The following is a 21,178-nucleotide window of genomic DNA, read 5'->3' as shown; positions in this document are numbered from 1 at the left end:
CGTGCCTATCCGTATCGTTGTCGTGCGTACTCGGGTCTCCCGTTCACCCTTGGGCTAGAACGGCTGTTTGCCTTTGGACCAGGTCTTGTTCCAGTCGCCGCGGATGCCGGTGCTGTCAAACCCGCCGAGGTCAGTGCTGGCGAAGGGGTCGTCGATGTAGCGGACCTCGTCGTACTGCGCACCGCGTGGGTCGACGCGAACCAGCGCAAGGCGATACAGCGGTGCAGCGTTCTTGCCGACCATAACTTCGTTGTGAGTGACGAAGAAGTAGTCGGCGCCGTCAATGCGCGCCTTGACTTCGATGCGGTAGGTGTCGCCGTCGGCGTCAGTCGACAGGATGTCGAAGCCCTTGTTGTTGAAGGCTTGTTCGACTGGCTTTCGCCCGAGTTCGCGTTCACGAGCCAGGACTAGATCGACTCCACGGCGTTCCACCGCTTTGGTTTCGGTCGCATGAACGGGCGCGTTTGCGGGTACGTCCTCTTCGAGCATTGCGAGCGGTAGTACGAGGGCTGCGGTGAGCAGGTTCGGCGGTTTGGTAGACATCAGTTCCTGCCGGTCGAGGAGGGTAAGCCTGGAGCGGAGGCGATGGTCGATCTCGACGGCTTTGCGATTGAGGCTGTCCGAGGACTCCTTGGGTTTGTCGCCCGCGCGTTCTTTGTCGGCAGCGACCGCGGCGTCGAGGAGGAGACGTTCGGACTCCCCATTGAGGCGCCTGGTGACAAGTTCGCGAGTCTTGGCGAGTTCGGCTGCTCGTCGCGGTCGCACCTCGTTGAGGTAGTCAGGTAGTCGGTGGGCGATGATCCAGCTGGTGGCCTTGTCTTCGGCTTCGCCGAGCCAGGTCTGAGTGCGGGCAGCGGTGACCGCGGGGCTGTCGGGTGCGGCGACGCAGTCGAGGTACGGGGCGGGCCCCGCCGGTGTCACGGTGCCGTGGCTGTCGACGTAGGCATAGTTGAAACGCCTGGCCACCGTCGCGCCGGTGGCGTCGGTGACCTCTTCTATGACCCCAACGAGGAGGTGGGGCTCGTCGAGCTCGGCAGAGACCAGCACGGTGCCGGTGTTCAGTGACCGTCCATACTGGCGGATGGCTTCGTCCATCACCGCGTCGTGCAGGGGGTGGCCCGGTGCGAGAAGATCGGCGCGGGCGAGATCGTCGGGATGGACACGGCTCAGGTCGAAGCAGACGCGGTCGTAGCGTGTGGCGATCGGCCCGTGCTTACTCGCGCGGATGTGGGCAGGCACGTTGGCGATCTCGTAGCGGCCTTGTTCGCGTCGGGCGATGCGGCCGCCAAGCCGGGTGAATGCGGCTTTGAAGGCGAGCTCGATGTAGTGCGGCTGCAGGCGGCGCGCGCGGGCCTCATCCATGGCGGCGCGGAGTTTGGCGAGCTCGGCGTCCGCGAGATGGTCCGAAGCCAGCGCCCGTTCTTCGAGAAGTTCGCGCAGACCGTCACCGACAGACTGATCAATGACCTCGTGCATCCTGGCCTTGATATCAGGCCGTTCGCCGTACTGGATGGCTTCCTTGAGTAGATCCCGCAGCGGCTTGTCGGTGAAGGCTTCACCGAGAACATCGAATACCTTGCCGCCATAAGCTTTTCGCTGCTCGTCGATCTTCTCGAGAAGCCGCGTGAAGACCGCGCCTTCGCGGGTGTTGTGGGCGACGATGTTCCACAGTCGACATACTTCTTCTTGGCCGATGCGGTGGATGCGGCCGAAGCGCTGCTCGATGCGGTTCGGGTTCCACGGCAAGTCATAGTTGACCATGAGGTGCGCGGCCTGGAGGTTGAGGCCCTCGCCGGCGGCGTCGGTGGCGATCAGAATCTGGCAAGTGTGGTTTTTGGTGAACTCTTCGGTGATCTGTCGTCGGTCTGCTCGGCGCACCCCACCGTGGATGGAGCGGACGGCGTCGGGGTTGCCCAGCAGTGTGCCGATCTTGCGCTGCAGGTACTCAAGGGTGTCTCGGTGCTCGGTGAAGATGATGAGCTTGCGGGGTCGGCCGTGGCCGTCGTTGGTGAGTGCGTGATCTTGCAGGATCGTGGAGAGTTCGGACCATTTACGGTCGGTGCCGCTGTCGCGGACCCGTCGCGCTCTTTCGGTGAGATCGGCGAGCTCGACCAGCTCGGCGTTGAGTTCCTCGACAGTTTGCGCTGCGGTCGCGGCGTCGAGCAGTTCTTCTTCGAGGTTCTCGAGTTCTTCGGAGTTGTAGTCATCGGCGTCGATGTTGTTCTCGTCTATGGTCGGTTCGGCCTCGCGGAAAGTGCCGTTCTGAATCTCAGCCTTGCGGCGCTCGAGCCGTGCTGTGCGCCGACGGAGGCTTTGGTAGATCGCCTCGGGGCTGGATGCCAGGCGCCTCTGCAGCACGGTCAGCGCGAAACCGACAGTGTTCTTGCGTTTGCCGCCGACGCGGTCGGCGCGGTTCATGCCTTCGCGGACGTAGGTCGTGACCTGCTCGTAGAGATCGTATTCATCGGCGGTGAGTTCGTAGGGCACCGTCTCGGCTACTCGCTCGGGAAAGAGTTTCTTCCCCTCGAACGTGAGCAGGTCTTCTTTCACCATGCGGCGCATGATGCCGTCGGTGTTGGCAGTCTTGGTGTTCTTGCCGGCGAAGCGGTCGCGATCCAGCAGGGTCAGGAACAGCTGGAAGTCCTCCTCTTTGCCGGAGTGCGGAGTTGCGGTCATCAGCAGCAGGTGGCGAGTGATGGTGCCGAGCATTTCGCCGAGCAGGAAACGCTTGGTCTTCTCGACCTTGCCGCCGAAGTAGTGGGCACCCATGCGGTGGGCCTCGTCGACGATGATTAGGTCCCACTCGCTGTCCTTCAGTTGGTTCTGGAGCACGTCATTGCGCGAGAGTTGGTCCATGCGAGCGATGAGTAGGGGGTGGCCTTCGAAGGCGTTGAGGTCGACGCTGCTGTCGATGAGCTGATTGGTGAGCAACTCGAACCGCAGACCGAACTTGAAATACAGCTCGTCCTGCCACTGTTCAACGAGGCCGCCCGGCGCCACGATCAGGCATCGCTGCACGTCGTCGCGCAGGATGAGTTCCTTGATGTAGAGACCCGCCATGATCGTCTTGCCCGCACCCGGATCGTCGGCGAGCAGGTAGCGCAGCGGCGTACGTGGCAACAGAGCTCCGTAGACGGCGCGGATCTGATGAGGCAGCGGTTGCACGTCGCTCGTCGCGACCGCCAGCATCGGGTCGAACAAACCGGCTAGCTGGATGCGCTGCGCCTCGGCCACCAGCTTGAAGTCCGAGGCCGAAGCGTCAAACGCACGACTGCCGGACGTCGCGACCGAGAGGGCATCCTCGTCCTTGCGGAAGACGACCTGCTGGCCAAGCGCGCCCGCCGTCGTCTTGTAGGTCAGTTCGACCGCGTCGCTTCCATGCGCCTGCGCGGCGATGACGGTCACCACCTGGGCTGGGATTAGCCCCTCCACACGGAGCCCCGGCTTGAGGTGTTCGAGAAGCATTCGTGTCCTCCTGGTCGATAGCCTCGCCACGTTAGTCGCAGACTCCGACAGTTTCAGGGTCTTAGCGACTCCGGATCCGACTTTCGCTAATCTTCGCACCAACATCGGATTGGGGAATCGGGCGTATGGGACGAGACGATCGGGCGCGCATCAAAGCACTCGCACACACGGCTTCGGAGCTGATCAAGCAGTCTGAGGAACTGCGCAAAGTCCGAAGGCAGGTACGGGACGCGGGCGCGGCGGCAGACGCGGAGCTCCGGCAACGCGTCGTGGACCTCGAGGTTGGCGGCGAGCAGATCAAAGTTTTGCCCCTTCGCCCCTGCGACGTCGATCTCCTGACGAGCATCGAGAAGGCTCGACAGCTCAGGATGCTATCGGCCAGCGACCGTTCGATGATTGACAGTCTTTCCGCAGACGTTGAACGTGCCGTCGACGATGCTCGTGGTTCTGTCGGGGCCCGCCGAATCTTTATGAGTAAAGAGAAACGAGAAGCAGGCCGCCAAGCTGGCGAGTTTCTCGAGCGATACCTGGAGTGGGCCGAGGTGGAGAAGGTGTCTGACCGGCTGCCCAGTCTAATCCTGACAGCCACGGAAAGCAGCTCGCTGGGTGATGCCCGCTCGGCGTTTACTGACTGGCTAGCGAAACCGCGGGATACCCGAGCTTGGGGTGACGCAACTGTGATCGACGGCGGGCCAGCTACGGGACTCGGCAGCGCAGTGACGACGATCAAACGTGCTGCGGACGCCGAGAACGAGGCCAGGGCCGACGCACTCGAAGCCGGGAATACCGTTCGGCACGTTGAAACTGAGAAACTCATCAGTGACATGCCCGTGGAGAGGCTCAAGGACGCTACACGTGACCGGCTGCGCGTTAACGCTTTGACGGACGCCGGCATCACGACCGTGGCACAGGTGATGGAGCACGGCGAGGTACTCGAAGGCCTGCCGGGCGTCGGACAGACCACCGCCACACGTATGCGCGGCGCTGCTCAGACCCTCTGGCAGACCACCTATGAGGAGATGCCGGTCCGGATCGACATCAATAGCCGGACCTCGCACGGCACGGACCTGCTGAAAGCGCTGGGCAGCTGGAGGGCCTTGCGCGCCGGGCAGCCAACAGCGCGGGAAACCGAGCTGTTGCAGCCCATGGCTGCGCTCGCCGAGTCGGCGTTGGACACGCCGGTGTTGCTTGCAGTCTTCGCTAAGCGCGACTCCTACACAGCGGACCACCTCGTGCAGGACATGCACGCGGTCAAGACTCGCGCGCAGTCAATCAGTGCGGCCACGAATACGGTCACAGACCCGTGGGACGGCTTCATGGAGCATCCTGCCGACTACTTCGCGCTGCTGTCCGAACTCGGCCTGTTGACTGAGGACGAGAACAGCATCTTTGGTGATCTCCCCACGGAAGTTATTGAAGCGGTGCGCCAACAGGAGCTTGACGGAAAGCACCTCAGGGCGTCGTTGCGTGGGTACCAGAGCTTCGGCGCCCGATTCACGCTCGTGCAGAAGAAAGTGATTATCGGCGACGAGATGGGTCTCGGTAAGACAATCGAGTCGATCGCAGTCCTGACGCACTTGCGCGCCAGAGGCTCCCATCACGCACTTGTTATCTGTCCGGCTGCCGTCGTCACGAACTGGATGCGCGAGGTGGCCGCAAAGTCGACCCTACGTCCGCACCGGCTTCACGGACCTCAGCGGCAAAGCGCACTGCGCCAGTGGTCACGAACCGGTGGAGTTGCTGTGACCACATTCGAGATGCTCGCATGGCTGAGTAGTGAGGGGTTCTCGACTGACGACATCGGATGCGTCGTCGTCGACGAAGCGCACTACATTAAGAATCCGCAGGCACAGCGCTCGTTACGCACAGTGAAGATCATCAACGACGTTCCTCGCGCCATACTGCTCACTGGCACCCCGCTCGAGAACCGGCTCGATGAGTTCCGCAATCTCGTCGAGTACGTGCGCCCCGATCTCGCCGTCGACGCCAACGAGTTGTCCCCTCGGCGGTTTCGCCAGCAAGTCGCACCCGCATATCTGCGCCGCAACCAGGAAGACGTCCTCACCGAGCTGCCGGAGTTGGTTGAGGTCGAAGAATGGTTGCCCCTATCCGCCGAGGACATGAATGCCTATCGCGCGGCAGTGTCAGAAGGAAACTTCATGGCCATGCGGCAAGCCGCGATGACGCAAGGCAAGAAATCACAGAAGATGGCCCGGCTGCTCGACCTGGTCGAAGAAGCGGAGTCGAACGAACGTCGCGTGATCGTGTTCTCCCACTTCCGTTCCGTCCTCGACGAAGTTGTTCGGGCATTGCCCGGCAAGGTATTCGGACCGCTGACCGGATCGGTACCGGCTGCTCGGCGACAGGAAATGGTGGACAAGTTCTCGGCCGCCGGACACGGCGCGGTGCTGGTGTCCCAGATCGTCGCCGGCGGCGTAGGCCTCAACATCCAGGCCGCGTCCGTGGTGGTCATCTGCGAACCACAGCTCAAGCCGACCACCGAATGGCAGGCCATTGCCCGCGCGCGACGGATGGGCCAACTCGAGTCGGTCCAGGTTCACCGCCTCCTCACCGAGGAAGGCGTCGATCTCCGCGTTACCGAGATCCTCGCGCGCAAGAGGGAACTCTTCGAAGACTTCGCACGGGTCAGCGACATCGCGGACAGCGCGCCGGAAGCTGTCGACATCTCCGAGGCGGAACTCGCGCGGGAGGTGATTGCGGAGGAACGGGAGAGGCTATTCACCAAGGAGCAGTCAGCACGTGACGCGGTCGTGTAGATCTGAAGCATTGCGAGCTACCTTGAACCAACGCGGTTCGGCCAAGGATGTCGTACTCGTCAGTCATGATCCGGGTCATGACTCAGTGGATACCAGTGATCGGTGGGCTCACGACCGCTTTGATTGGCGCTCTCGCGGTTCTCTTGCGGGCTCGCTCCGAGATGGCAGCCAAAGGCAACTGGGAGCGCATCAAGCTCCTCCAAGAGATCAGCGAGAAGCTGGCTGAGGACGACCTGCGCTCGTGGATTGATCAGTATACGCATCTACTGATTCGATCCACTGCAATAAGTTCGACCCGGGTGAAAGTGGGTCGATTCTATGCAGTATTTGTTCCTGCGGGAACTGTGGCACTTGCAGGTGGCTGCCTCGGCCTTGCTGGTGTAGTCGTAGACAGTTCCGAGATTACGTCGATCGCTACGATTATGTTTTGTGCGGGATTGTTGGCGACGCTATTGTGTATGTTTATCCCGCTGGCGCCCGATCTCCTTCCGGGAGTTCCACGCAAACAAATGAATGGCGAACTTCTCGCGCTCCGAAAGAATATTCTCGACTCCCACACTGGTGTCGGACGCGAAAGGGGGACAACAATCGCTTCCGATATGTTGGCGGCATTCAGTTCGAGCCGGAAGGAGAAAACTGAATCTGCCAGGAATGAACAGAAACTCTTGAACGCGGAAATGGGCGATGAAGGGAAGTAGGGGAACAGATCAACCGGGAGGCGCGATATTGCCAGGGCTAGGCAAGTCCGGCGCCGCTGCATCCGTATCGCTACCCCGCCGAGTCTCTGCGGCCTAGTAGTTCACACGCGAGGCATTGCCGGGGGTCACGCTTTGGCAAATCAGGAACTGCTCATCCTGTGGTGCGCATGCCAATGTGACACAGATTTGCCGCGGCGCTTAAACATGTCGCTGTCGACACGATGCGATGTAGCCGGCGGTGTCAGGTCCAGACACTAGACTGCGCACGTGATCCGCTTCGGCCCGACAGACGTCGTCTCTACGCAAGGCTCCAACCCGAGCGGGAAGTCCTTCGTGTCTTCCTGGAGCCGCATTGTCGCTGTATCGAGCTTCCGTGGCGGGGGTGCGCAGCCAGATCGCCTTCATGCACTCTGAATCAGGAAGAGTCAGATTACCTACCTTAAGGGCTGAACCGCAGGTCGTATAGTTCTGCAGGAATTGGAAGTTGCCGCCTGCCTGCTGAATTTTCAATACAAGGGCATGGGCCCTTTCCTTATGTGTGACGGCTGTTGCGCTAGAACGCATCCGTTGGTTAGAGTGCCCGCTGCATCGCCTGGCGACTACACTCATGCCGTGATTGGAAAGAAGTCAAACTATCTGACTCCAGAGGATGCTGAGTACCTAGCGGCCGGCATCATGCAGAAGAAGCTAGGCTTCCGCGATGCCAAAGTGACAGAGCTGAGTGGAGACGGCGGTGTCGACGTGGTCTCGAAACACGCGGTTGCGCAGGTCAAGCATTGGAACTCTCAGATAGGCCGGCCCGAACTTCAGCAGCTTTACGGCGCACGTGGGGCGGATCGCAAGAAGAAGCTGCTGTTCTTCAGTTCAGGTGGCTACAGCCCACTCGCGGTCGAGTATGCGAACGAGCACGACATAGCGTTGTATCGGTTTGGTGACGACTCGACCTGGTGGCCGATGAACAAGGCTGCCAGGAAGCTGACCAGAAGCTCGGTCCAGAAGCGGGAGGACAAGATCGATGACATCTCCCGTGGAACGGCTCAGGTCGCAAAGCGCTTATGGGCGGCAAGCCAGGAGATAAAGGCAGAGGTAGCACGGACGGTCCCCGATCACGAACTGAGGCGGATCGAGGCAGCCCCGAGGGAAGACGTGAGCCCTCCAGCGTGGTGGCGCTCTGGCTTAGGTCTGGTACTAATAATCCTCTCAACGTTTCCGTTCTTCCTGTGGGATCACGAAACAACATCACCGGGCTCTCGAATCGCGTGGACAGCGATAGCGGCTACGCTAGGCGTCCTGCTTCTTATGTGGGCATTTGTGCGTCACCGTCGCTAGCTATAGCTGGTGTCCACTCCGACATCCAACGCTCCAGGATATGGACCAGTTGCTCGTGAAATCGCGGAATCTGGGCAAAGTAGGCCGATCATCTGCGGAATGTCTTGCAGTGAGTGCAGGTATCGGTGCATGTGGGCGGCATCTCGTTACAGCGGGTGCAGGAGCTTCTTGAATCGGACGAGTCCTTCGGGCGACCCAGGGATGTTGTGGAGAACGAGCCACCTCTTCTCAGGTTGCGGCCACGCCGAATTGGCCACAAGGGCTGAACACCACCTTGATGTCAGGCCCGGCAGGCATCATGACCCCATGCTCACCGCGCTCGCATGCCTGACGGAAGTCGTCACTCGCCTGAAGGCGTGTTCGCCATTTGTCCCGGTCACGATCGTCGTACCGAGCCACGCTGCCGGCCGCGACGTTCTCCACGAGTCAGCGCGAGCGCAAGCGGTCGTGAACGCGAACGTCCTCACGTTCCATGGAGCTGTATTTAAGCTCGCTACCCCAGCCCTCGCGCCTCGGCAAGCACTCCCGTACCCACTCCTCGAAGCCGCCATCCAACGCGTCCTCGCCAAAACCCCAGGCGTTTTCGCCGACGTCGCCGACGAGCCGATCACCGCCCAAGCCCTCGCCAGTGCGGCCTGGGAACTCAGCGCGATCGCCGAGCCGACGATGGACTTGCCGACCCCACTGGTCGCCGAGCTGCTCCGCATCTACCGAGCCGCCATCGGCCGGCTCACCAGCTCGTACTACCTCCAGCACGAGGCCTACACGGCCGCCGCCGAACGTCTCGACGAGCTCGGCGCGATAATCGTCTACCACCCCGTTGCCAACTCGCGCGCTGAACAGGTTCTCCTGCGCGAACTCCAGCAGCGCGGCGAAATCATCGAACCGACACTGGACGTCACGCCGACCCAGATCATCCACACCTCCGACGCAGACGACGAGGTCCGAGCCGTCGTCCGGCTCGTCCGAAAGCACCTCGCCAGCGGCGTCCCGGGCCACCGCATCGGCATCTTCTCCGGCAGCGACGACCCCTACCTGCCGCTGCTCCACGAACACCTCATTGCCGGCCACATCGCATTCACCGGACCCGAATGCCACACCCTCGTCGACCGCCCCACCGCCCGAGCGCTTCTCGGGCTGCTGGAACTTGACCACGACACGATGCCGCGACGAGAACTCTTCACACTCCTCGCCGAGGGCGCGCTCCGACGCCCCGAACACGACGACCAGCCCATCTCCCAACGCCGACTCGAACGACTCACCCGCGACGACGAACCCATCGTCGGCGGTACTGACTGGGAACGGCTCACCCGCGTCGGAGCGCACGAGAAACACCACGCGACTGCCGTGGCACTCCACACCTACATCCGTGAGTTGCAGACCGACCTCCGCGCCATCGTCAACGCGCCCGACTGGGCCACCGTCGCCGAGCACCTCACCGCATTGCTCGCCCGCTACTTCCGCACACCGGCCAGCGACACCGCAGCCGCCGACCTCGCCGCGATCCGCGCCGACTGCGCCAGCCTCGCGCACATGGACGGCATCGCACCGGCGCCCACTGCAGCGCGCGTTCTCGACGCCGTCACGGTGCGGCTCACCGCTCACCGAGGTATGCACGGGGACTCGGGCGCCGGCGTCACCATCGGACCGATCGCCGCGGGCATCGGCCGCGACCTCGACGTCAGCATCGTCATCGGCGCCGCCGAAGGCATCATCCCCACACCCCGCCGCGACGACCCGCTACTGCCGCCCGAACTGACCGGCATTACCGCCCGCGACCACATGGAACGCCAACGCCTCGCCTTCGCCAGCGCGGTCAGCGCGGGCCGTACCGAACGCATCGTCACGTTCCCCCGCGGCAACCTGCGGGGCGGTGCCGAGAAGGTGCCATCGCGCTGGCTGATTCCCGCGATGGCTCAGCTCGCCGGCCGCGACGTCAACGTCGTCAATTGGCAACGCGAGACCGAGAATTGCAGGGCGATCGTTGCGGTCGAATCGTTCGACGTCGCCGCTCAACGCGCCGACGACCGCATCGGCGCATCCGCCGCCTCCGACACCGAATGGCGGCTCCGCGAACTCGCGTCCGTGCCCGCCAACCGACGCCGCGGAACCCTCAACGACCCAATCATCAACCTTGGCATGGCAATGCGCAGCGACCGCCTCAACGGCCGCTTCACCCGCTTCAACGGCAACCTGTCGACGGTCAAAGACCTCATCACCACCTTCGACCACCCGGTATCACCGACCGGGCTCGAACTCTGGGTGCAAAGCCCCTACCAGTACTTCCTCGAACACATCCTGCGGCTGCGCGCCCTCGCCGACCCCGACGAGATCGCCCAGATCGACGCCCTCACCCGCGGCACCCTCATCCACACCATCCTCGAGCGCTACGTCCTCGCCACCATCGACGGCGCCGAACTCGACGTCGGCCGCCTGCACCTCGTCGCCCAAGAAGTGCTCGATGAAGCACAGGCCGACAGCCCCGGCTGGCTGGAACAACTCTGGGCCAAAGACCGCGGCACCATCGTGCGCGACCTCGACGACTGGTTCGGCCACGACCACGCCGACCACGCCGGCGGCTGGCTACCCACCCACGCCGAACAGAACTTCGGCACCGGAACCGATCCCGAGGTCACCCTGACGCTCGGCGATCACAGCATCCGCTTCCGCGGACAGATCGACCGCATCGACCGACACAGCGGCGGCCGCATCCGCGTCACCGACTACAAGACCGGCAAGGCCGACAAGTACAACGACCTGACCGACCGCACGCCGACCAACTCCGGCCTGCAATTCCAGCTACCCGTCTACGGGCTGTTCGCGCGCACCCTCGGCGACGACGTCGAAGTCCGCTACTGGTTCGTCACCAGCAAAGGCAAGTTCCGCTCTATCGGCTATCCGATCACCGACGCCGTCATCGCCGCCCTCACCGACGACATGGCGCTCGTGCACCGATCCATCGGCGCCGGCCACTTCCCACCCAAGATCGAAGACACCCACTGGGATCTACCCGTCATCGACCTCCTCGGCCGTGCCGGACTGCGCCGCGCCTGGGCCGCCCTCGAAGGCGTCGACGAGATCGCCGACTACGTACGGAAGTACGGAGGCTGACATGACCACCAAGCACCTCGCCGACCAAGCCGCCCGCGACCGCATCACCTCCGACACCGCCGCCACCCTGTTCGTCGAAGCCGGCGCCGGCAGCGGCAAAACCCACTCACTGGTGGGCCGCATCTGCCAACTCGTACTGCGCGACGGCATCGACCTCGACCGGATCGCCGCCATCACCTTCACCGAGAAGGCGGCCGCCGAACTCCGCGAACGCGTCCGCGTCGAACTCGCCACGCACGACACGGAACGCGCGCACGCCGCGCTCGAACAGATCGACACCGCCGCCATCGGCACCCTGCATGCCTTCGCTGCCCGCATCATCAGCGAACACCCCCTCGAAGCCGGGGTTCCTCCGCGCATCGCCGTCGTCGACGCGATGGGTTCGCAGCTGTCGTTCGAACGGCGCTGGCGTCGCATGCGCACCCGGCTGTTCACCGACGCCGCCCCTCCCATGCTGGTGGACGCCATGGGCATCATCATGGCCGCTGGCGCCTCGCTCGATCAGATGCGCGGACTCGCCGACGCGCTCGACCGCAACTGGGACCGCCTCACCCTCGACGACAACCCACAAGGCATCGCCCCCGCCGACATCGATCGCATCCTGTGGGAAACTGACACCGTCACCGAGAGGATCGACGACTGCCTCGACCCCGACGACAAGCTCGCGCAGCAGCTGGACAAGCTCCGGGAGTGGCGCATCCTCGTTGCGGCAGAGCGGGATGCGACCGGCTGGATTCCCATGGCGGGGCTGTGCCCGGGGCCCGGCAACGGTGGTGCCGGAAAGAACTGGCGGGGCGGCTCGGCACAGGTCAAGGAGATCAAACAGTCCATCAAGGCGTTGCGCGACGAGATCTGCCCCGAGGTCGTCGGCACCTATATCGATGGCGCCGTTCGCGTGGTGGTGCGCCATCTGTCCGAGATCGTCCTCGACGAAGCGTGCGAACGACAACGCAGCGGACAGCTCGAGTTCCACGACCTCCTCGTGCTCGCCCGCGACGTGCTCGGCAAAGCCGACGTCGCCCCAGCAGCCCACGATCGCTACCAACGGGTGCTGCTCGACGAGTTCCAAGACACGGATCCGCTGCAGCTCGAGTTGGCGCAGCGCATTGTCGCCGGCCACGACGAAGCGGGCCGGCTGTTCACCGTCGGTGATCCGAAGCAGTCCATCTACCGCTTCCGCCGTGCCGACATCGCCGCGTACATGGCTGCTCGTGACCGCACCCCGGCCGCCGACGTCGTCCAACTGACCACAAACTTCCGCTCCACTCGACCGGTCATCGACTGGATCAACACGGTCTTCGGGCGGCTCATCGTCGCGGATGATCACGTGCAGCCGGCATACACGCCGCTGCATCCGGCACCAGGCCGACCGCGGTGGGACATCGACTGGGGACCACAACCATTCGTGTTTCCCGACAACGACGAACCCGCCGACGATGAGGACTCACTCTCACCCGCCGAAGCCATCCGGGCACGCGAATCCCGCGATGTCGCGCGGATCATCGCCACCGCCGTCGAAAAGAGCTGGCACAGAGAGTCACTCGACGATGACAAGACCTATCGGCACGACGCACTGCGATGGAAAGACATCTGCATCCTCATCCCATCGCGGACAGTGCTGCCGTTCCTTGAGAAGAGCCTCGACGCGGCGGGTATCGAGTTTCGTTCGGAAGCATCGAGTCTCGTGTACTCGACGCAAGAGGTGCACGACCTGCTGGTGACCTGCCGGGCGTTGGCGAACACCGCCGATGAAGCCGCGCTCGTCGCCACCCTGCGTACCCCGCTGTTCGGCTGCGGTGACGATGACCTGCTGCGCTGGAAAGCCGCGGACGGACGCTGGAGCATCTACGCCGACGCGCCTACGGCCGAACTGACTGACTCGCCGGTGGCGGCCGCGTACGCGTACCTGCGGGGGCTGTCGTTCGAGCTCGGCGATCTGAATCCGGGTGCGCTGCTCAGCCGGCTGGCGACCGACCGCCGAGTCTTCGAGGTGTCGATGGACTCGCCCCGCCACCGCGACGTGTGGCGCCGGCTTCGGTTCGTCATCGATCAAGCCCGCGCGTGGTACGCCGAAGACCGCGGATCGTTGCGCGACTACATCGACTGGGCCGACACCCAAGCGGACGAGAACGCGCGCGTTGCCGAGACCGTTCTCCCGGAGATCGGCGTGGATGCCGTGCGCATCATGACGATTCACGCCGCCAAGGGCCTACAGTTCCCGATGGTCGTGGTGGCCGGTATGAGCGGCGGCTTCCGCACGCAGCCCGAACCACTGCTGTGGGACGACGACGGCACGTTGCAGGCGTGCGCGTCGAAATCGGTGATGTCGAAGGGTTACAAGCCGGCCGCTGCCACGGAGAAGGATCACGCAGAGGCCGAGAAGAAGCGGCTGCTCTACGTGGCGTGTACCCGCGCCGAGAGTCATCTCGCGGTGTCCGGGTACGTGGGCAAAGGTGCCTCGTGGGGTGCGACCCTGGCGCCCGCGATCGACGGTCTGCCGAACTCGGTGCCGGAGGTCATCGAACCTGTGCGGCGCGACGACGAGCCCATCGAGCAATTCGAGCGTCAGCCGTGGGACGAGTGGTCGGCAGAGACGGCCGCGATAGAGGTGACCTCAGCGTTGCGGACGTCGTACTCGGCGACGCGCATCGTGCACGGTGAGGAGAGTGCAGAGGTTGCCCTGCTGGAGGGCTATCGCGGTGCTGGCCTCCTCACTGTGCCTGCAGACGAAAGGGTTTCGGCCGGCACTGCGAGCGCGGATAGCGGTACATCTCTGGGTACGGCGCTGCACGCGGTGCTCGAGGTGATCGCGCTGGGTGCACCGCTCGACGACGCTTTCGAGACCACCGCTCGCCATGCCGCGGTCGCGGCCGGCATCGTCGACGTTGAGCACTTCGTCGCATTGGCACGGTCGGCGCTGGAGTCCGAACCTGTCCAGCGAGCTGCCGTACGTGAGCATTGGAAAGAGATGCAGCTCGCCGGCCTCGGACCGGACGGAACAACCGTCGTCGAGGGTATCGCCGACCTGGTGTACCGAGACGACGATGGCGGGCTTGTGATCGCGGACTACAAGACCGACGTCGGCGTCAGTGCGCATACGCTCGAGGCGTACTGGGCGCAGTTGGCGATCTACGCGGATTTGCTGCGGAATGCGACGGGGGAGCGAGTCACTCGGTTGGAGTTGGTGTTCTGTCGGGTGGGGCCGGCGGCGGTTGTGGCGAGGAGGATGCACGGGTGACGGCGCAGGAAGAGTTCGATCGCGAACTGCGGTTGGAGGCGATGGGGTGGCTCACGAGGCGTACGCAGGATGGTCTTGAAGCTATCCGATCCGATGAGCTTCTGGAGTTCTCCTTCAACGGCAGCCCCTTTCGACTCATGGACGCACAGCGCGGAATTCGAAAGCCGAGAGAGCTTGAAAGTGCGCTCTCGATCCGTACGGTCTACAGCCCGGACGAGGCGCGACGGCCGTACGCCGACGAGATCGGTGACGACGGCTCAATTACCTACAAGTGGCGGGGCGACGACCCGAGCCATCCGGAGAATCGCGGGCTTCGTCGGGCAATGGAACTCGGGCAGCCATTGATCTGGTTCTTCGGAGTTGGGACTGCCCTCTACAAGCCGATCTATCCCATCTACGTGGTCCGGGAGGAGCCGGAGCAACACCAGTTCATTCTCGCGCCGGACGATGTCGCGCAGATCCTACGTGCGGGCGAGCCGGAGAGCGAGCAAATGCGGCGCTACGTGCAGGTCGAGTCGAAGCGGCGTCTTCACCAACCCGTCTTCCGGGCGACCGTTATGCGTGCCTACGAGACTCGTTGCGCTGTATGCGCACTCAAGCACGGTGAACTGCTGGACGCCGCGCACATCGTCCCGGATTCACATGAGTCAGGCATCGCGTCGGTTACTAATGGGCTGGCGCTGTGCAAAATTCACCATGCAGCGTTCGACAGGCACATTCTAGGCATTCGGCCCGACAAGTATGTCGTCGAGATTCGGAAGGACCTACTTGACGAGATCGACGGACCGATGCTCCAGCATGGGCTAAAGGAAAGACACGGCGAGGAGCTGATGGTGGTGCCGAAGTCTCGACGCGACCGACCCGATCGGCAACTACTCGAGATCAGTTACGAGCGATTCCGAGCTGCGAGTTAGGAACCTGCGCCGCCACCTGGCCCGCCGTTTTCAGGTTCACTCGCCGCCGTTGTGCAGGCTCGACCTCGGGGTTGTTGCGGTCTTTCGGCAGGGCGGCCTACGACTTCGGCCCCTGGTGTGTCACCGCAGGAGCCCCCATGCATCCGGATCGGTAGTCAGGGTTCCCGAATCGGAAGAGTTGTGTTGTGGCGAAGAAGATGAGGACACGATGAATGGCCTACTCCTTAGCAGAGGTTATTATCATTGACTCCGTGTTCACTATAGAAAATACTGCTTCAGTATGTCGCGCAGGGTGCCTACGTCTCGAGTCAAGTTTGTTGTTGTCACCCTGGGTGCTGTTGCGGCGCCGGTGATTCTGCTCGGCTCCGGCGCTGCTCTTGCCGACGAATCGTATACTGAAGCAACATCTTCGAGTTCTGATACCGAGAGCTCAGAGAAGGGCGGTCAACTGGAGATAGATGCGCCTGACACCGGAAATAGTCCCACCACGAACTCCGGTTCTGGCGATGAGAGCGGCGACGACACTGATCCGTCGGATTCGGGATCTGGAGACGGTGAGATGCCCACGAACGGCGGGACCGCTGTCGGCGTGAGCGGTAGTTCTGACTCCCTGCCAACAGTTTACGAGCAACCGAACTTAACGTCTCCGTCCTCGTCGATCACAGGCGATATTCATAAACCGTCCGACACGACGCCCGCTGCGGCAGTAGACCAGCTAGATCGGCGGCCGATGCACGGACTGCAGGGCGGACGTTCGACCGGTCCGGATGAGGAAGGACGCGTACTCGGGGCGCCGGTGGTCCTGGCGTCGGAGGCTGCCGATCGATACGCTCCAGCATCGCGGGTAGCTTCGTCAACGCCCACACTACCTGTGTCCGAGGCGTCTGACGTGAGATCTGTGACGGTAGAACCCCCAGTTGGAGGGTGGGTTTCGGATGCGGCATTTTCCCAAATCCACGCAGCCGCCACCCCGCTTCGCGATCTGACTACCGGCTATCAGTTCGGCCGAAGTAGTATGCCCCCGCAACTAATGTTGCTTGCACTCTGGCATTCATTAGGGTCGGGATTCGCTGTGACCGCGCGAGTCCAGAATCCAGGCAACTCCGCACCGGCAGGCAGTGTGACGACGTCGCTGATGGCGACGCCCGGTACCGCCGGCTCGTCTGCGCTCTCAAACGTCTCCGATGTCTACGCGGTCCCCGGCGTCGGCGCCATCGGGGTCAGCGGCGACTCCGGCCACTGGACTGCAGACAACACGAACGCCCCCGATGAGCGGACCTTCATTTACACCAATCCGTACCCTGATGAATCTGAGGACTTCCCATACACAGTGTGGCTCATTCGTTACGACCTAGATGCCGTGGACGACGGAACGCCAGCAGATACTCAGTGCGCAGCAGCTGACGTCTGCTGACGTCGGCCTGTCAGTCACTGAGTATGGGGGTAACCACTACTTGGAGGGAGGGTTTGTCGACGACCCTGATCACGATGATTTCTACACGGTGGTCCTATTTCCATCCGGGTACACGCCCACGTTTGAAACCACGCCTCCGGAACCTGGAACTGATCCGGGTACCGACCCTGGCACGGACCCGGGGACGGGTCCCGGCGCCGATCCGGGTACCGGACCTGGCGCGGAACCGGGGACAGGACCAGGCACTGAACCGGGGACTGGTCCGGGAACCAATCCAGACGGTGACGACGAGTCAGACAATGAGGACGATTCTCCCTGGTGGGACGTCAGTGACAATCTCGACGACTTCCTCGACGCGTTGGAGGAGTTTCGTGAGAGCGTCGATGACGTCGTAAATCACCAGATTCCGGCCTTTGTCTGCGCGGCTGCACTCGCTCCCGGAAGTGTACTCAATGTAGCGATTCCCGGTGCCGGGGTTCCTGTGAACCTGATCTTGTATGATGCGGCCGGCCGAGTCGTGAAGGTCATCACGACGTCCGGGCCATATCACTCGGGTGGTTGTCCGAGCCCACTGTGAGTGTGGGTGATGGAAACGGTCACAGCGTTGAGATTTGTCGTTGAGTGCGCGAAGTATATGGACGGTTCATCCTCGGCTGTCAAAACGGCTCTGCTGATTCAGACCTGATCTGGACCTGCTGACTGATTCCGCCTGCTCACGAATGCGTGGTGGCCCGCGAAAGCTAAAGCGGCAGATGCCTTGCCGCAGCCGGTCGGCGCGCCGCTCCGTTCGGAAGCGCCCGCGCCGATGGCTCTAGGCGGTCGTCGACGTCGCGGATCGACCAGGGCCGGGCGGCCTACTCTGCCATCTGTTATGTCAAATATTGACGCTGTGTGTACTTGCTATGTCTGAACTTCAGATGGCCGTGGTAAAGGCGGACAAGGATAGTCGGTCCTACATGGCCGCCGGTCGAGCGCACCTGCGGCGAGAAACGTCGAAGCGATTGCTGCACCCTTGCGGCACCCCGGGGAGGTGCAAGAGCGCGGTGCGCGCCTGACCGGCCGCCTCACCGGTTGCCAAGGACGTATCGCGAGCGCGTGCAATTGCGTCACGGGCCAGTTGACGGACCTTGGCGTCGGGTGTCTGGTTGAGCTCAGTCGCCCAACGGGTGCTGAGGTTGAGCCGTTTCCACAGCATCAGGGCACCGATGTCGGACTTACCGAGTTCGCCGGACTGCTCGGCGCGCGCGATCACCTCGAGGAAGACTTCGTCGTACGGCGAGTCGGCATTGTCGTCAGGGTACTGGGATCGAGCTTCGGTCAGGTCCGCGATCATCTGGTCGTCCATTTGCCGAACGTACGCGTCGCTACGTGTGGCTTCGTAGAGTTTGGGCGTTTGAGGTCGCACCGAGGCGATACCGTCACCCCATGCCCCACGAAGTCCCGGATTCACCGAGGTTCGCCTCCCCGAGCGAGGAAGCCGTCTGGAACCTCCTGCGTGAGCAACTCCTCGACGACGACCTCCTGATCCACGGCCAACGCGTCACCGACCACGACAAAGACCACGAGATCGACATGCTGGTCGCCATCGATGGCGCCGGCATCGTGTGTCTGGAGGTCAAAGGTGGGGAGGTGTGGCACGACGACAGTTGGTGGCAGGCACGGGCCGGTCAACCGCCAAAGCGGATCGATCCGGTCGACCAGGCCCGTCAAGCCTGCTACGCGCTGCGCGAGTACGTCGAGCGCGATCCCCGCTGGACCCAGGGACGTCTCCGGTGGGATCACATGGTGGTGCTGCCGCATTCGGAGCTGCCCGCCGACTTCTCGCTGCCGGACTGCCCGCGCTGAAAGATCATCGACCGCACCCAACTCGATCAACTGATGCCGCTGGTGCGTAGCGTGCTGCTCCACAAGGGCGGCGAGCTGCCCGTCGTCGACGCCACCGGCATGGCACAACTACGCACCGCGCTGAGCGGGCGTGGACTGCCACAGCGCGACGTGGTCGCACGCGCGCTCGACAACGAGGACCACGCCGAGGCTCTGACCTCGCATCAGGCGGTCATCCTCGGTGCCATCGAGAAGCTGAACCGCGTCGAGATCCGCGGCGGCGCCGGCAGCGGCAAGACGTTCCTGGCGCTCGAACAGGCACGGCGATTGTCTCGGGCGGGTCAGCGCGTGGCGCTGGTCTGCTACTCGCACGGCCTGGCCTCCTACCTCGAACGCATCACCTCGGCGTGGAAACGGCGCGATCAGCCGGCCTATGTCGGCGAGTTCCACGAGCTCGGCATCCGCTGGGGTGCCGCCGAGGGGCCCGACGAACAAGAGCGCAACAAGCAGACCGCGGACTTCTGGGAACGACTGCTGCCCAACCAGATGCTCGACCTCGCGGAGAAGTTGGAGCCGGGCCACCGCTTCGACGCGATCGTCGTCGACGAGGCGCAGGATTTCGCCGACGAATGGTGGAAACCGATGCTGGCCTGTCTGCGCGACCCTGAGGCCGGCGGGATCTACGTGTTCAGCGACGAGTCGCAACGCGTCTTCGACCGACAGGGATCGCCGCCCGTCTCGCTGGTGCCGCTCGCTCTCGATCACAACCTGCGTAACACGCGGCAGATCGCCACGGCGTTCAGTCCGCTTGTCGGGCAACGGATGCAGTTGCGTGGCGGCGAGGGCCCGGAGGTGCGGTTCATCGCGTGCACTTCGGAGGAGGCCATGGGCGTCGCCGACGATCAGATCGACCCGCTGCTCGAGGAGGGCTGGCGGCCCGAGGACATCGCGCTGCTCACCACCGGCAGCCGTCACCCCGAGCAGGTGGAGCGTCAGGATGCCGGCAACAAGTCGTACTGGAACACCTTCTGGGACGACGAGCAGGTGTTCTACGGGCACGTACTCGGCTTCAAAGGGCTCGAGCGGCGGGTGGTCGTGCTGGCGTTGAACGAGTCGAAACCGAAGAACCGGTCGAAAGAGCGCCTTTACGTGGGACTTTCGCGGGCGCGTGATCAGCTTGTGGTGTGTGGGGTTCCGGAGTTCGTGCGGGAGGTCGGGGGAGCGGATGTGGCGTGGCGGTTGGGGATCTGACCTGCACTACCGCCGGGCGTTCGCCGCTCGATCTGCAGCTGCCGGGTGAGACGCCACACCAAGTGCGGTCTGTCCGTCGATCACGTCGACCAACCATCCTCACCGCGTAAATCCGCCCGGACAGTCTGCGGTTGCGAGTTGCGGAGTACCTGATCGGCGTCATAGACGGTCACTTCAGGCTCATCGCTGAGGGCATGTGTCACCACCGCGAGCTCCCACGCATCTTCATGCTCCGCGACTCGGCACTCGTTGGCGGTGAGCAGCACGATCGGCAACGACCCACTCACCCCTTTGACCTCGACGTGCCACTCTTCGCCCGCTGGGGTCGTGACCGTGAGATCCCAGCCCATGTTGTAGGTGTGGACGTCGTCTACCTCTGCCTGCCAATGGGTCTCGTAGTACTTGGTGACCGCGTCCATGGCCGCTTGTTCGACGAGCGTGTTGTTCTCCGGGGAGCCAAATGCGGCACCGTGCGGACCCAGGGTCACGGTGGTCAGCGGAACGTCATTCGGCGCCGGCCACGGCGGTAACAGTGGCTCGAGTGCGGCCAGCTGAGCCCGGGAGATCCAGGAGGGGTTGGAACCCTGGGGGACAGTGAAGACCTCGAGGTCGGCAAGGTCGGGCACAACGGCTACATCGTCGGCGCGGAGACGATCGGGCTCGTCGAGAATCCGAATCGCGGTCGGAACCATGTGCCGAACCCGTGCGGCGTGATCATCGTCCTGCCAGTAGCCACCGCTGAGACCATCCACCTCGTAACTGTCGCCGGTCGTCCATCCGATACCCCAGATCCCGCGCGGCGCATAGCCGTTGCGGTCGCCGGACATCCACAAGATCGCCTTCTGTCCGGCAGTTATCATCTGCGAGCGGTAGTTGTCGGTTACGCTCCACCCCTCGACGAACGATTCTCCGTCGGCAATTTCGGCGGGTAGGTCGTAGACGTCGGGGTTGCACTTGAATACCCAAGCGCCCAAATTGTCCTCGGTGACAGCGCGATTGATCATTCGGGACCCTGTTCTGTTCGGAGACTTTGCCGGGTGTTGCGGGCCCGGCGGAGATGGCACACCGCCACCTTGTTGACTTATCCATGTGTGTGGGTCATCGGATCGCAGTGTGCTCGGATCAATGAAATACCTGCGTCCGTCGTCCCCGAACAG

The 21,178-nt window shown here is 63.2% G+C and carries 9 protein-coding genes and 1 pseudogene; 7 read left to right on the top strand and 3 right to left on the bottom strand.

What is annotated here, in order from left to right:
• Window positions 1–54 precede the first annotated feature (54 nt).
• Window positions 55–3,465: a DUF8742 domain-containing protein gene (locus tag OSB52_RS19570; protein WP_266063242.1), complete on the bottom strand. Its 3,411-nt coding sequence runs from the start codon at window positions 3,463–3,465 to the stop codon at window positions 55–57.
• A gap of 125 nt (window positions 3,466–3,590) precedes the next feature.
• Between OSB52_RS19570 and OSB52_RS19565 the strand changes: the two genes are divergently transcribed.
• The 6 genes from OSB52_RS19565 (at window position 3,591) to OSB52_RS19540 (ending at window position 15,532) form a co-directional block, all read left to right on the top strand.
• Complete coding sequence (locus OSB52_RS19565) at window positions 3,591–6,242, top strand: DEAD/DEAH box helicase (RefSeq protein ID WP_266063196.1); 2,652 nt, start codon at window positions 3,591–3,593, stop codon at window positions 6,240–6,242.
• Window positions 6,243–6,307: 65 nt separating this feature from the next.
• A complete protein-coding gene (locus OSB52_RS19560; RefSeq protein ID WP_266063195.1) occupies window positions 6,308–6,940 on the top strand; it encodes a hypothetical protein in 633 nt (210 codons plus the stop codon).
• Window positions 6,941–7,552: 612 nt separating this feature from the next.
• On the top strand, window positions 7,553–8,269 hold the full coding sequence (locus OSB52_RS19555) for a restriction endonuclease (protein WP_266063194.1): 717 nt from the start codon (window positions 7,553–7,555) through the stop codon (window positions 8,267–8,269).
• A 306-nt stretch (window positions 8,270–8,575) separates the two neighbouring features.
• On the top strand, window positions 8,576–11,380 hold the full coding sequence (locus OSB52_RS19550) for a PD-(D/E)XK nuclease family protein (protein ID WP_266063193.1): 2,805 nt from the start codon (window positions 8,576–8,578) through the stop codon (window positions 11,378–11,380).
• A gap of 1 nt (window position 11,381) precedes the next feature.
• Window positions 11,382–14,618 carry a UvrD-helicase domain-containing protein gene (locus tag OSB52_RS19545; protein WP_266063192.1) on the top strand — a complete coding sequence of 1,079 codons (3,237 nt, stop codon included), beginning with the start codon at window positions 11,382–11,384 and terminating at the stop codon, window positions 14,616–14,618.
• Window positions 14,615–15,532: an HNH endonuclease gene (locus OSB52_RS19540; protein WP_266063190.1), complete on the top strand. Its 918-nt coding sequence runs from the start codon at window positions 14,615–14,617 to the stop codon at window positions 15,530–15,532. Before OSB52_RS19545 ends, OSB52_RS19540 begins: the two co-directional genes overlap by 4 nt.
• Before the next feature lie 2,366 nt (window positions 15,533–17,898).
• Here OSB52_RS19540 and OSB52_RS19535 read toward each other — a convergent pair.
• Entirely contained in the window at window positions 17,899–18,291 is a 393-nt protein-coding gene (locus OSB52_RS19535) for a hypothetical protein (protein ID WP_266063189.1), read from the bottom strand.
• A gap of 80 nt (window positions 18,292–18,371) precedes the next feature.
• Between OSB52_RS19535 and OSB52_RS19530 the strand changes: the two are divergent.
• A pseudogene (locus tag OSB52_RS19530) lies at window positions 18,372–20,021 on the top strand (nuclease-related domain-containing DEAD/DEAH box helicase).
• Window positions 20,022–20,101: 80 nt separating this feature from the next.
• Here OSB52_RS19530 and OSB52_RS19525 read toward each other — a convergent pair.
• Window positions 20,102–21,025, bottom strand: a complete 924-nt coding sequence (locus OSB52_RS19525) for a protein NO VEIN domain-containing protein (RefSeq protein ID WP_266063188.1) — start codon at window positions 21,023–21,025, stop codon at window positions 20,102–20,104.
• Between the last annotated feature and the right edge of the window lie 153 nt (window positions 21,026–21,178).

The organism is Gordonia aquimaris, from assembly GCF_026262595.1.
GTDB classification, from domain to species: domain Bacteria; phylum Actinomycetota; class Actinomycetes; order Mycobacteriales; family Mycobacteriaceae; genus Gordonia; species Gordonia tangerina.
The sequence above is the reverse complement of the archived record's forward strand: the minus strand, read 5'-3'. Positions and strand labels throughout refer to the sequence as shown.

Excerpts from the sequence above, each read along its gene's own strand:
- OSB52_RS19570 (WP_266063242.1), bottom strand. The coding sequence starts at position 3,465 with ATGCTTCTCGAACACCTCAAGCCGGGGCTCCGTGTGGAGGGGCTAATC.
- OSB52_RS19565 (WP_266063196.1), top strand. The coding sequence starts at position 3,591 with ATGGGACGAGACGATCGGGCGCGCATCAAAGCACTCGCACACACGGCT.
- OSB52_RS19560 (WP_266063195.1), top strand. The coding sequence starts at position 6,308 with ATGATCCGGGTCATGACTCAGTGGATACCAGTGATCGGTGGGCTCACG.
- OSB52_RS19550 (WP_266063193.1), top strand. The coding sequence starts at position 8,576 with ATGCTCACCGCGCTCGCATGCCTGACGGAAGTCGTCACTCGCCTGAAG.
- OSB52_RS19545 (WP_266063192.1), top strand. The coding sequence starts at position 11,382 with ATGACCACCAAGCACCTCGCCGACCAAGCCGCCCGCGACCGCATCACC.
- OSB52_RS19535 (WP_266063189.1), bottom strand. The coding sequence starts at position 18,291 with ATGGACGACCAGATGATCGCGGACCTGACCGAAGCTCGATCCCAGTAC.
- OSB52_RS19525 (WP_266063188.1), bottom strand. The coding sequence starts at position 21,025 with ATGATCAATCGCGCTGTCACCGAGGACAATTTGGGCGCTTGGGTATTC.